Annotated in this window: 13 protein-coding genes; 8 read left to right on the forward strand and 5 right to left on the reverse strand. The window is 38.3% G+C overall.

Annotated features, from left to right (window positions below):
* Positions 1-861, reverse strand: coding sequence for an AraC family transcriptional regulator (locus ACM40_RS13335; protein ID WP_048503267.1), 861 nt, complete (start codon positions 859-861; stop codon positions 1-3).
* Positions 862-1,057: 196 nt separating this feature from the next.
* On the opposite strand from ACM40_RS13335, the gene ACM40_RS13340 reads away from it, so the two are divergent.
* Positions 1,058-2,260 (forward strand): MFS transporter, encoded by a 1,203-nt coding sequence (locus tag ACM40_RS13340; protein WP_185097195.1) that lies wholly within the window; start codon positions 1,058-1,060, stop codon positions 2,258-2,260.
* 80 nt (positions 2,261-2,340) lie between these two features.
* Here ACM40_RS13340 and ACM40_RS13345 read toward each other — a convergent pair whose 3' ends face one another.
* Entirely contained in the window at positions 2,341-2,721 is a 381-nt protein-coding gene (locus tag ACM40_RS13345; RefSeq protein WP_040995641.1) for an STAS/SEC14 domain-containing protein, read from the reverse strand.
* Between the two features lie 112 nt (positions 2,722-2,833).
* On the opposite strand from ACM40_RS13345, the gene ACM40_RS13350 reads away from it, so the two are divergent.
* Entirely contained in the window at positions 2,834-4,039 is a 1,206-nt protein-coding gene (locus ACM40_RS13350; RefSeq protein ID WP_048503268.1) for an NAD(P)/FAD-dependent oxidoreductase, read from the forward strand.
* 40 nt (positions 4,040-4,079) lie between these two features.
* Here the strand turns inward: ACM40_RS13350 and ACM40_RS13355 are convergent, their stop codons facing one another.
* The gene (locus ACM40_RS13355; RefSeq protein ID WP_048503269.1) at positions 4,080-4,664 is read right to left on the reverse strand and encodes a Crp/Fnr family transcriptional regulator; all 585 of its coding nucleotides are present in this window, start codon (positions 4,662-4,664) and stop codon (positions 4,080-4,082) included.
* A 195-nt stretch (positions 4,665-4,859) separates the two neighbouring features.
* Here ACM40_RS13355 and ACM40_RS13360 point away from each other — a divergent pair, with 195 nt between their 5' ends.
* The gene (locus tag ACM40_RS13360) at positions 4,860-5,546 is read left to right on the forward strand and encodes a hypothetical protein (protein ID WP_048503270.1); all 687 of its coding nucleotides are present in this window, start codon (positions 4,860-4,862) and stop codon (positions 5,544-5,546) included.
* A 74-nt stretch (positions 5,547-5,620) separates the two neighbouring features.
* On the opposite strand, the gene ACM40_RS13365 is transcribed toward ACM40_RS13360, so the two are convergent.
* A complete protein-coding gene (locus ACM40_RS13365) occupies positions 5,621-6,814 on the reverse strand; it encodes a VWA domain-containing protein (RefSeq protein WP_048503271.1) in 1,194 nt (397 codons plus the stop codon).
* 204 nt (positions 6,815-7,018) lie between these two features.
* On the reverse strand, positions 7,019-7,693 hold the full coding sequence (locus ACM40_RS13370) for an SIMPL domain-containing protein (RefSeq protein WP_048503272.1): 675 nt from the start codon (positions 7,691-7,693) through the stop codon (positions 7,019-7,021).
* Positions 7,694-8,023: 330 nt separating this feature from the next.
* Here ACM40_RS13370 and ACM40_RS13375 point away from each other — a divergent pair, with 330 nt between their 5' ends.
* From ACM40_RS13375 to ACM40_RS13395, 5 genes are all read left to right on the forward strand, one after another.
* A complete protein-coding gene (locus ACM40_RS13375; protein ID WP_228376182.1) occupies positions 8,024-9,805 on the forward strand; it encodes a histidine kinase in 1,782 nt (593 codons plus the stop codon).
* Positions 9,806-10,519 (forward strand): hypothetical protein, encoded by a 714-nt coding sequence (locus ACM40_RS13380; protein WP_048503273.1) that lies wholly within the window; start codon positions 9,806-9,808, stop codon positions 10,517-10,519.
* Positions 10,520-10,545: 26 nt separating this feature from the next.
* Entirely contained in the window at positions 10,546-11,280 is a 735-nt protein-coding gene (locus ACM40_RS13385) for a LytR/AlgR family response regulator transcription factor (protein ID WP_048503754.1), read from the forward strand.
* 73 nt (positions 11,281-11,353) lie between these two features.
* Positions 11,354-11,896 carry a lipocalin family protein gene (locus ACM40_RS13390; RefSeq protein WP_048503274.1) on the forward strand — a complete coding sequence of 181 codons (543 nt, stop codon included), beginning with the start codon at positions 11,354-11,356 and terminating at the stop codon, positions 11,894-11,896.
* A 152-nt stretch (positions 11,897-12,048) separates the two neighbouring features.
* Entirely contained in the window at positions 12,049-13,299 is a 1,251-nt protein-coding gene (locus tag ACM40_RS13395) for a CinA family nicotinamide mononucleotide deamidase-related protein (protein WP_048503275.1), read from the forward strand.
* Positions 13,300-13,313 lie beyond the last annotated feature (14 nt).

The following is a 13,313-nucleotide window of genomic DNA, read 5'->3' on the forward strand; positions in this document are numbered from 1 at the left end:
TTAATTCCGTACCTCAATATTCTTCAAATGCTTTTTCCTGAATTCTGAAGGTGTTTCACCAGTATGTTGCTTGAACAATTTATTAAAATACGACAGGCTTTCAAAACCCACCTGAAAACAAACCTCCGTTACAGAATAATCTTTCAATAAGAATATTTTAGCCTGGCTGATCCTGTAATTGTTAACAAAATCGGTGAAAGTCATATTCGTCTGCTTTTTAAAATAACGGCAGAAAGCCGGAGTGCTGAGGCTTACAATCTTGGCAATTTCGTTGACATTTGGTTTTTTATCATAATTTCCATGAATGTAATCGTAGATGGTTCCCATTCTGATCTTATCGTTCAGGAACCATTTTATCCTCGTGTCCTCTTTGTTAAGTTCCTTTACTTCGTCCGAATCGGCAAGAATCTGGAGGATTTCTATCAGTCCTATCAGAGAATCAAAAGAACCTTTATCCTTTATGTCATGAAGTTTTTCAATAACGGTACTTTTGGTTTCTCCAGAAAATGAAAGCCCCAGGTAGGATCTTTCCAGAAGTTTTTTAATGTTTTCAAATTCAGGAACGGGAAGAATAGTATTCTGAAGGAAATTTTCTCTCATCTGTAATACCAATTGCCTGCATTCTGTCTGAATGCCATAATCAAAATTAAGATGAGGTACGTTGGAGCCTATCAGAACCAGATCACTTTCTGTAAAAACGGAAATATCCCGTCCTACGTGCCGTATTCCATTGATTGCTTCTACATAAACAAGCTCTATTTCCGGGTGATGATGCCAGAAAAAGCAGTTTTTCAAAGAAGGTGAAAAAAGCTTGAAAGACTTCCCGTCTTCAAACTCAATAATTTCTTTCTGAATCTTCATCCTGTTCTCATTTGATTGTTTCTGATTTTAAAAATACATAAAAAGGTTAATACGGAGCAAATTATGATCATTTCAAGAGAAGTAAAAAACAATATTTCTGTCGAATTTTGCATTTTCAAACTAAAATAGAGTCCCGCGTCTTTATTTTTTAGAAAAATCACTAAAAAAATTAATTCGAAAAAGAAGTTTACTGACAATGAAGATTGATAAAAGAATAATACCGCTGGCTATAGGCGGTCTTGGAATAGGAACTACAGAGTTTACCGTAATGGGGCTGCTTCCTGATATTGCCAATACCTTAAAGATTACCATTCCTGAAGCCGGTCACCTGATTTCGGCTTACGCGATGGGAGTTGTGATCGGAGCTCCGATCCTGATCGGGTATTCGGTGAAATTTCCACCTAAGAAAGTACTGATGGTTTTGATGATCCTTTTTACACTTTTCAACGGACTTTCTGCGGTAGCTCCTGATTATACGACCATGCTGATCATCAGGTTTATGTCCGGGCTTCCTCACGGGGCATTTTTCGGTGTAGGAACGGTGGTTGCAGCCAGGATGGCCGGAAAAGGAAAAGAGGCTTTTTACATATCTTTAATGTTTACAGGACTTACGATAGCCAACCTGATCATGGTTCCACTGGTTACCTATATCGGTCATGCTTATCATTGGAGACTGTATTTTGCAATTGTAGCATTCATCGGACTTTTTGCCATATTGTTTCTTAAATTATGGCTTCCTGCCACAGAGGCCAACCAGGATACCCACTTTCTGGAGGAACTTAAATTTCTTAAAAACAAACAGTCGTGGCTGGTTTTAGGAATTACGGCAATTGGGTTCGGGGGACTTTTCACATGGCTCAGCTATATCACGCCTTTAATGACAATAGTAGCAGGAATTCAGGCTAATCAGATGGCTTACGTGATGATCCTGGCAGGGGCGGGAATGGTTGTTGGAAATCTGGCCGGAGGATTTATTTCTGACCGGCTGGGACCTGAAAAAACATGTGTACTGTTAATCTTCCTGATGATGATTGCTCTTGCAGGTGTATTTTTCTTTGCAGACCATCAGAATATGGCGCTTATCCTGACCTTTGTATGCGGGGCATTGTCTATGTCTGTTGCCGCACCTATTAACATCATGATGATGAAGGCTGCTCCTAAAAGTGAAATGATGGCTGCAGCATTTATGCAGGCGGCTTTTAATATTGCTAATGCGATGGGTGCATTTTTAGGGGGAATTCCTTTGGAATACGGGTTTTCATTCAAATATCCTTCATTGGTAGGAGTAGGGATGACGTTCATTGGCCTGGCAATAAGCCTGCGATACAGATATCTGTACGGTAAAGGAGCTCCTGACAGTGACGATGCAGTTGTAGAATGTATTCCGTGCGATAAATAGAAGCCTGCGTTGAAAACTTTTAAATACAAAAGAGCCTTTGTTCAATAGTAAACAAAGGCTCTTTCTTTATTAAAGTAATGCTAAACTTCTACTTCATTACCGTTTTTACACCAATAAAGCGCATTATACAAATTTTCTTTAGGGAAAGATTTAAACTCTCCCGGCATCAGAACACTGAATATATCTGTAAAGTTCTGTACCCCTTCTTTGTCTGTAACAATAGCTGTACGGTTCCATTTTGTAAGGTTCTGTAACCCTAAAAATGCATCTTTAAGCCATGCTCCCATGGTAAAATTATCCAGATCAGTATCCAAATACAATAAGTAATTCAGTTCACCAAACTGATCTACCTTTTCTTTTACATGAGGAATGACAAGGTTGTCAAAATCTTCTTTAGTCACTTCTCCGGTCGCATTGAATGCCGCAACATTTTCCGGAGCTTCTGGAATAATCGTTATCATAGTAATTATTTTAGTGGTTGGATTAAAACTGGGTACAATAATTGCACCACAAATTGGCAAAAAATAGTTAAAATACTTATAAATGTTATTATTTTAAATGTAATATTCAATTATGGATCTAAAATCGAATGAACCTTTCTGGCTTTTAAAAAACGGGTTAACAGCTTCGTATCCGTCCCTGAAATCCAACGAAGAATGTGATGTGTTAATTATAGGCGGAGGCATTACCGGAAGCCTGATTGCCCATCAAATGATCAGTGATGGCTATAAAACCATCCTGATTGATAAACGGGAGGTTTGTAACGGAAGTACTTCTGCAACCACTTCAATGCTGCAGTACGAAATAGATGTTCCTCTCTATGAACTTACCGGACTGATAGGGGAAAAAGGGGCAGTGGAAAGTTACAGAGCCTGTTCAGATGCTATTGATATTCTTGAAAAGCTTACAAAAACAATCAGATCCGATGCCGGCTTTAAACGGAAAAAGTCTTTGTATTTTGCTTCAAAAAAGAAGGATGTAAATTGGCTTAAAAAGGAATATGAAGCCAGGAAAAATGCAGGATTTAAGGTTAAATGGCTGAATGCAGACCAAATTGTAAAGCAGTTCGGATTTGAAAATACCTATGGCGGCATTGTATCCGGTCAGGGAGCCAGTATTGATGCCTTTAAATTTGCTCATGATCTGTTTGGATACAATATAAAAAAGGGACTGAAAATCTTCGATAAAACTGAAATGAAAAAAGTGGAATACCATAAAGGTTTTAATCTGGTGACGGTAGACAGCGGTTTCCAGATCAAAGCAAAAAAGGTAATTTATTGTATTGGTTACGAAAGCAAAAACCTGCTGAAAGAGAAATTTGTCAATTTAAAAAGTACCTATGCAATCGTTTCGGAAATAGATGTCGATACATTCAAAAATATAGACAATACATTGGTCTGGAATACGGATGACCCTTATATTTATATGCGGACAACAGATGACGGAAGGCTCCTGATAGGCGGCGGTGACGAAGATTTTTATGATGCTGAAAAACGCGATGTTCTTCTGAGTAAAAAGGAAAAGGAAATCCTGAAAACGTTGAAAAAAATAAAACCTGATTATCATTTCTATACAGATTTTGTCTGGGCCGGAACTTTTGGAGAGACCAAAGACGGGCTGCCTTATATTGGTGAGCATAAAAAGTTTAAGAATTCTTACTTCGTCCTGGGATTTGGAGGAAACGGGATTACTTTCTCAGTAACTGGAATGGAAATGGCTTCCCGATTCATGAAAAACAAAAAACATCTTTTGTCAGAGTATTTTAAATTTGGAAGATAGGCAGATAGGGCAGGTGGCTGAGGCACTCGAAGCCACCAATTTACTTTTTATTGTTGGGATTGAAATACCTTTTTTTCAGCCTGCTTAATGAAACAGGATGCATGCCCAGATAAGTGGCCAGATCTTTAGATTTTACCCGTAAAATTAATCTGGAATTCTGGCTGAGTAAATGGAGGTATCTTTTTTCAGGAGTTAAATGTAGAAAAGCAGAAAAATTAAGATAAATTTCCTTCGCAGTATTCTTCCAAAACATTAAAAGCAGTGTTGAAATATGGGGATATTCATTAATAACATTTTCCAGATCATTATAATTGAATAAAAACACTGTGGTTTCTTCCAGGGTTTCATAGGTAAGTGATGAAGGGCGTTTCTGCATCAAAACCTCCAGCGAGCCATAAACACTATTTTCATGAAAAAACCAGACTGTTTTGTTATTTTTATCATAAGCACGTATTAATCCTCTTTCAATAATGCCTACATACTCTGTTTGTTCCCCTTTATATAATACTATTTTATTGGCGGGGTAATTTATTATTTTTACCATCGCTAACAGTTTCTGTTTATCATTTTCATCTAAATATTTATTTTGCTCAAAATAGATTTTTATAAATTCATCGTAATCCATACCGTGTTTTTTAATTAGGAATTTATAAATTATTATTCGATTTATTTAGACAATAAATGTAGATTTAATTCTATAATTAACATTTGTTAATTAGTGAGTTAACGTTGGATAATAAGTCACTGTTTTTTGAATTTACTTTAAATGTATTCTACCTCTAAAATCTAAATTTGCTTCATAATACAAATCATAAAGATTATGAAAAGCAAAAGAAAAATTTTAGTATTGCTGTTTTTTTTATTAGCAGCAAAAGTTTGGTCCCAGATCGGTATAAATACAGAAAATCCAACGGCAATGCTGGATGTAAATGGTAATTTGAGACTTCGCGTGGCAGAAAAATGTGTAGAAGCAGCCTGTACAGATTCTCTTTTGGTAAGAAACAGCGGCGGGTATGTTCAGACAGTTTCAAGAGATCAGATATTGAATGCAGGTGGAAGATCCTATGTTTCAGGTACCGGAGCAGATCCCACGATTCCCTTGGTTGTTATTGCAGGGTTTACCAACTGGCTAAAGATAGCATTTGATAAAGAGCTTATAGACGAGCATAATGATTTCAATATCTCCAACAATACATTTACAGCACCAAAAGATGGAATTTATGGTGTGCATGTACAGATAAAGGCTTCAACCCTTATTTCTGCAGACGATCTGGGAGTAGGGATTTTTGTGAAGAAAGGAACTGCAGCGCCTGTATTAATGGCAGAAGAAAGTTATATAGTTGCAAGTGTCCTTTCGGTTAATGTGTCGCCGCCTGTAAGGAAGACCCAGACTATAGTCGCTTTGAATGCAGGAGATCAGATGTTCTTTGGCGTTAAAACAACACTTGTTTCTTTAAATTTAGTCTCAGGAGGTTCATCTCTCTTTAATATTTATCAGATAAAATAGAATATGAAGAAAACCTTTACTACATTGTAAACCTTAATGAAAAGCCGTTTCAATACTTTGAAACGGCTTTTTTATTACAAACTGTAGCCATTCTTTTTGGCCAGTTCTATCACAGAGTTTTCGATAGCTTTTCCCAGATCGTCAGAATCTGACGTACCTCGTTTCTTCATTTCGGCATCAATGTAATTCTGCCGTTTTTTAGATAACTCTTCAATCTCCTTCTGGATTTTTCCACGCTCTGCAGATTTTACAGCAACAGCCTTTTTGATCTCTTCCGTACTTTTGCCTTTCAGTTCGGCAGGAAGTGAATCTTCCTTCACCGTAGCGATGAAACCGGCATCTTTTTCAGCCTTGTCTACCAGATCCCAGTGATCATTTTTATAAGCATTTTTCTTAGACTTCGCCACGGTTCTTTCTACGTAATTGGATACTGACTGTACCTCAGCATTTCTATCCTGGGCAGCCTGTTTAAGTTTATATTCGGAACCGTGACTACCGTAGAAAATGTAAGTATCATTTAATTTTGTGTTGCATTCTGAAATTCTCACATCATAAGGTGTTTCAATATAAATCACTTTCCTGTCGCTGTCGATATTGAAATATTTCCCTTCCCCTAATGAAGCACCATTCTGCCAGAAAGTCTGGATTCCCTCATCCCTGCTTCCGCAGAAAATAGTATTGGTGTAGATATTTTTACTTTTAGCTTTGGAAATGACTTCTTTATAATTTACCCTTCCCTGGTCAAACGGCTCATTGCCTGCAATGTAAATCAGTTTCATACTTTTTTCATTGCCGTCCCAGTTCAGGTTCATGGAGGCATCCCGGATTACAGCGCCGCAATATTCACTCCCTCCATTGGTTCTCAAAGCGAATAATTTCTCGGAAACCAAATCCAGGTCCTGGGTAAGAGGGGTTACCTGACGGATATAGTTATCATCACGGATACCGTCGTTCCCGTACTCATACAGGGCAATTTCAATCTGGGGAGCCTGTCCGTTGTATTTCAGCGTGGTTAAGGTATTTACAATGTTCCACAGTCTCGATTTTGCCTGATCAATCAGCCCGTCCATACTGTTGGAAGTATCCAGGAGAAGGGCAACCTGAATTTTATTATCTTTTGAAGAGGCTGTCAGATCTTTCACAGAAGCATTTTGAATGAATGCCGTCATGTCTGCTGTATGGCTGTTTGAGCATCGGATGTCTGATAAGCTGCCGGAGCTTAAAAAAGCGGTACCTGCGGCCAGTGCTAAGATTTTTAAAGGAGTCATAATACTATTTTTTATTGGTTATCTCTTGTAATATTGAATCTGGGATTTTATCAGTTTCTTTCTATTTCCTGAAGTAAAATTATCTGTATTTACAGCTGAAAATCAGCAGACTTGGTGAAACCTTACTTTCACTTGGTGAGTTCAAAGATCAGGGTGGAAAAAGAAAAAACAGCCCTTTCGGACTGTCTTTTAAATCTGTTAATTCTAAAGGATTTCGTATCTTGTTTTGATGCTGTATTTCAGTTTGATATTCTCGATATTGTCAAAAGAAAAATCGACCGGGGCATCTGCTGCTTCCAGCTGTACATTTCTGAGGCTGCTTTTATAGGCTACAGGAAGAACTGTGTCGCTGGTGTAATCTTCAATTTCGATAACCTCCAGCGGGGCTCCTGCCTTTTTGCCCATACTTTCCAACAGGTAGTCTGCCTTTTCTTTAGCGGCTTTCAGAGCATTGATCTTAACTGTTTTTTTGAAATCTGCAATTTTAGTGTTTTTCACTTCTGCCACATTCAGATTGCTTACCCATTTTTGGTTCAGGTCTTCAAATATTTTACTGATATTGGCTTTTGTACCCGCTTTGAACTGATAGCTTTTCGTGAATTTTCCATTCTTTGCATACACATTCTGATACATCGATTTAAATTTGATGTCTTCATTCTTCACTCCGTCATTCTTCAATGTTTCGAACAGCTTTTTCTCATTATCTGCCAGATCATTCTTGTTATCCGCTTTAATGCCGATGTTGAAGATGATTTCATCCGGCTCCACTTCCATTTCTGCAATACCTGTTACTTCAATGGCATTTTTCTTTACTTCCTGTGCATGCGCAAAACTTCCCAGGGTAAAGATTCCGATCAATAAAAAATGTCTCAATTTCATAATTTCTTGTTTTAAATTCTGAAGTAAAATTACCGCGATCCGGAACCCGAAAATGCGAGACTTGGTGAAACAAGGTTTTGACTTGGTGGATGGCTTAAAACAACAAACTTCAGCAGAAGACATTTTAACCATTAAGAAATTTTAAGTAATTAAGGATATTAAGGCAAGCTTTGCTTAAAATTTGAAATCAGAGGGGTTCGTTGAAAAATATAAACCGTTAATATTCTCATTTTTAATCCTCAGAACTTGGTGAAACAGAGTTCTGACTTGGTAAAGAGTAGATAAGGATACATAAAGTTTTACTTACTTTGCAGTAAAGATCCGAAATCCGTGAAATTAGTTTTCAAAATACTGTTTATCTTAATTCTTGCTGCAGGAAATATCTGTACAGCACAGGATTCCACACGGGTTACCAAAGCCTATAAATCTGCTGCAAGGCTAAAAAAAGCTGTTGATAATAATGATAATAAAGGCGTTGCAGATACCTATGTTGGCATTGCCAATGATTATTACAATCAGGGGAACTATGCCAAAAGCGAAGAATTCCTGGTGAAAGCCAGAAATATTTATAAAAATCTCGATGACAAAAAAAATCTGGAATCCGTGACCCGGAAAATTGCCCAGTCACAGGAAAAGCAGAACAAAATAACCCCGGCTATCAGCAATTACAGCAGGGCGGCTGAAATTAGCTACAGCGAAAAAAGCAGGGCAGTCAATACCAACGATGCTGCAAGGCTTTCTTCTCCTTCAGCAGAGCAGAAAGCAGAAGCAATCCAGGATAATATCAATATAAGCCTCAAGGATAAAGATAAAGGTGATCTTGCAACGAGTTATAGCCAGATGGCAGATGTCAATATACAGCAGAAAGACATTCCCAAAGCAGAAAAGAACCTGAATAATGCTTATGTGCTTTCTAAAAAAGAAGCCCCGCAGCAGGCATTGGAAATCAATCAGAAGCTGACCAATTTCTATGTGGAAAACAAGAACTTCGAAAAAGCTATTGAAGCCAAAAAGAAAGTCCTGAAAGAAGATTTTGTTAAAGACAATTCACAGGAAAAAGTCAATCAGATACAGGAATTAGCGGATATTTATATTAAAAAAAATGAGCCTGAAGAAGCTGTAGCCTTATTGAAAAATGCCTACGGAATTGCTCTGGAAAAAGGGCATACCCTGGAAGCCCAGAAAAGTGTAAAAAGATTGGACAGCCTTTACAATATAGCAGGAAATACCGACGCTTCAGTCTCCCTGTACAGGGATTTTCTGGGAAGGCTTCCCGATCTGGTTTCCAAGGACAGGAGTCTGGTAGACAATAAGATATTGGAAGATACAGAACAGAGAATTTCACAGCTTGAAAAAGAAAAAGAGCTGAAAGATGCATTAATCCGAAGAAAAAATATATTTAATTACAGCCTGATCGGAGCCTTGGTTTTGCTTACCGGGCTGATTGTCTTTATTTTCAGGACCCTGAAGAAAGTTCAGATCAAAAATAAAAAAATAGCCCTTCAATCTTTGCGGCGTGAAATGAATCCACATTTTATCTTTAACAGTTTAAACAGTGTCAATCATTTTATCGCGACTAATAATGAGCTGGAAGCCAATCAGTATCTTACAAAATTCTCCAAGCTGATGCGTGGTGTGATGGAGAATTCTGCCGAAGACTTCATTCCTTTTCAACAGGAGCTGGATCTGCTTCAGAATTATCTTGCCCTCGAAAAGACCCGTTTTGCCGATAAATTCGATTATGAAATTGAAGTAGATGAAAGCCTGAATATGCAAAGCCTGAAAGTACCGGGAATGCTTGTTCAGCCGTTCCTTGAAAACGCAGTATGGCACGGATTGCGCTACAGAACTGAGAAAGGATTTTTAAAACTGAGCTTTGAAAAAGAAAGCCAGCATTTAAAGATCACTATCGAAGACAATGGAATTGGTATTGAAGAAAGTAAAAAGCAGAAAACCCTGCACCAGAAAACCAGAGAAGGCAGGGGAATGAAAAATACCCTCGAAAGGATCAGTCTGCTGAACGATCTTTATAAAAAAGAAATCACCTGTTCCATAAAGGATAAGGAGAATAACAGAGGGGTTTTGGTGACTATTAAAATTAATCTGGCCTAAATGAAGAACCGTTTATTCATAGGGATATTGATATTTTCGTCCGTAGGAATTTTCGGACAGGAAATAAACAGTATCCGTTTTGAAAATATAGTGAAAAGCTTAAAACTTGATAAAGCTGCCATTAAAGAAGAATTCTGTACGGAAAAGAAAATGCCGAATGCGGAAGATTCATATATTACCGTTCTTCCCATTCTACAGGGTAAAGAGGAAGACGACTTCTTCACAGTCCGGAACTATATTGTGATCACAGATGAGAATGGAGCTGTAAAGAATCAGTATTTCGATCCTGAGGAAATCACTTCCGATGCTGTCATGCTGAGAAGTATAACCATAGACACCGGGCTATACAACATAAGCAAGAGTATCCGTGCCTTTGGTGTAACGGTAAGTGTGGCCAACGGAAGTCAGCCCAATCCGTATTCCTCGGAGACTATTTCGCTGTATTATTCTGAAGGTAAAACCCTTAAAAAAGTTTTAAATACATTTGAACTAAGTTCTCACGGGGGAGAATGGGACACCAGATGTTCAGGGGAATTCAGCGATGATCATTCAGTAATCATAATGGATAAAACAAAGACCAATAATTTCACAGATCTGAAGATCAAAACCATATCTGTTCAAACCAAAAACCAGGAAGTAAACGGTGACTGTAAAGAACATGAAACATCAAAAACCACCTACCGGACCTTAAAATTTAAAAACGGAAAATATTGATAACCGCCACCTATTACCTGAAAAAAATGAAAATAAAATCCGTAATCGTAGACGACGAGATCATTGCCAGAGAAGTTCTCAGAAACTATCTCACAAAATACTGCCCGCAGGTAGAAATTGCAGGTGAGGCGGAAAACATCAGGGAAGCCGTTCCGTTGATTGCTGAGAAACAGCCGCAGTTAGTCTTCCTGGATGTCGAAATGCCTTTCGGCAACGCCTTCGATGTGCTGGAAGCCACCAGGGAATTTTCCTACGAAACCATCTTTATCACGGCATTTTCCCAATATTCATTGCAGGCACTCAATAAATCTGCAAGTTATTATATTTTAAAACCGATTGATATCCAGGAGCTTATTCTGGCAGTCAATAAAGTAGCCGAAAGCATCGAAAGCAAAGAAGAGCTCAACCGTAATAAAATTCTTCTCGAAAACCTGAAGCTGAAGCCTGAAAAACAGCAGCTTATCCTTCCGACACTTCAGGGATTTGATGTGGTAAAAACCGAAGATATCTTGAGACTTCAGGCAGACGGGAATTTTACCCAGGTCTATCTTACCGACGGTTCGAAAAAAATGGTCTGCCGTTTCCTGAAGCATTTCGATGACCTTCTTGAAAGCCCGTTTGTAAGGGTCCACCGTTCCCACATTATCAATACGGGATTTGTAAAATCTTATCACAAAAGTGGAACCGTCATGCTTTCGGACGATACCGAAATTGAAGTTTCCGGGAGTTTTAAAGATAATTTCCTGAAAGTCTTTTCCTAGAATTTATCGTTCCTTAACAGCTTAAAGGCATTATTTTTGAAGCTTTCACCCCATCACACAAAAATATTCCATTATGAAAACTCTTCAGAAAATTGCCGTTCCGGTCACATTAGGTGTATTGGGGCTGATTATTTTAAATTCCTGTTCCGCGGGAATTCCCAAAGGGGCGACGGCTGTTCATAACTTTGATGCTAAAAAATACTTAGGCAGATGGTATGAAATTGCCCGTTTCGATTACAGGTTCGAGAAAAATATGGACAATGTAACTGCCGAATACTCCGAAAACCCCAATGGTTCCATCCGGGTCAGCAATAAAGGCTACGATTACATTAAAAAAGAATGGAAAGAATCCGTAGGAGAGGCAAAATTTGTAAAAGATAAAACAGAAGCCCGGCTTAAAGTATCCTTTTTCAAACCAATCTGGGCAGGATATAACGTGATTGATATTGATGAAGATTACCAATATGCATTAGTGGCAGGAAGCAGCCTAAAGTACCTGTGGATTCTTTCCCGTACACCAAACCTTCCTGAAAGTATGAGACAGCGCTTCATTGAAAAAGCTAAAAAAATCGGGTACAATACGGATGAACTGATCTGGGTGAAACATAATCAATAGTTAGTCTGGGCAAAAAAGGTTAAACTGCAAAAAGCAAAAAGCAAATTCGCCTTTTAGTCATTTAACCTTTTCACGTTTTAATTCCTTCACAATTTTGCCCTTCTACAATTTTTACCGTCATTTGCAGAAGATTTTTTTTCAAGAATTTAAATATGGAAAAAGCTGTTCTAATTACTATCGGTGATGAAATCCTTTCAGGAAATACCGTTGATACCAATTCTAATTTTATTGCCACAGAGCTTAAAAATATAGGCATACAGGTTATCCAGATCTTCACCATTTCAGATGAGATCGAAACCATTAAAAATACTTTACAAGCAGCCTTCAAATTAGGTGATCTGGTAATAACAACAGGCGGTCTGGGTCCGACAAGGGACGATAAAACCAAAAAAGCGCTGGCAGAGTTTTTCAATGATGAAATTGCACTGGATGAGGTTACTTTCAACCACCTTAAAAACTATATGGAAAGAAGGGGGAGAATTGATATTCTTGAAAGAAACAGGGAGCAGGCTTTCGTTCCCACAAAATCCGTAATATTTCAGAACCATTTCGGAACGGCGCCATGCATAATGATGGAACAGGACGGGAAATTATCCTTTAGCCTTCCCGGTGTTCCTTATGAAGTGAAACCGCTGATCAGAGACCAGATTGTTCCTTATTTAAAAGAAAAATTCAACCTTTACTATATCCATACCAGGATCGTTTCTGTAGTGGGAATTCCTGAGAGTATTCTCGCAGATATGATTGAGGACTGGGAACTTGCACTCCCTGAAAACCTTACCTTGTCTTACCTGCCCGTAGGAACCCGGGTAAAGCTCAGAATTACAGCATCAGGGGATAACGAAACTGTATTGAAACAGCAGACAGAGGATGAGATTCAGAAACTCCTTCTATTGGTTGGAGATCATGTAATCGCTGTTTCAGAAGATAAAATAGAAAAAATCCTTGCAGAAATCCTTAATGAAAGAAAACTCACCATTTCCACGGCAGAAAGCTGTACCGGAGGAGATCTTGCAAAGATGATCACCTCTAATTCCGGAAGTTCCAAACATTTTATTGGAGGTATCGTACCTTATGCTACCGATAAAAAGATCGAAATTTTGAAGGTCTCCCAGGAAACAGTGGATCAGTTTACCGTTGTAAGCGAACAGGTAGCAAGCGAAATGGCCAAAGGATGCCAAAAACTGTTTGATACCGATATTTCATTATCTACAACAGGGGTTGCAGGCCCGGGAAAAGGAGAGGACGGCAAAGAAGTAGGGACTGTTTTCTATACCATCCGGATAAAAGACCAGGAATCTACCTCAAAATTATATATGCCTCATCTGGACCGGCTGGACTTCATGTATTTCGTTTCTCAGAAAATCCTTCAGGATCTGGTAGGACTTCTTATAAATACTTAAAAGCCAATTGATTT

The sequence above is a fragment of the Chryseobacterium sp. BLS98 genome (assembly GCF_001045445.1).
Taxonomy (GTDB): Bacteria; Bacteroidota; Bacteroidia; order Flavobacteriales; family Weeksellaceae; genus Chryseobacterium.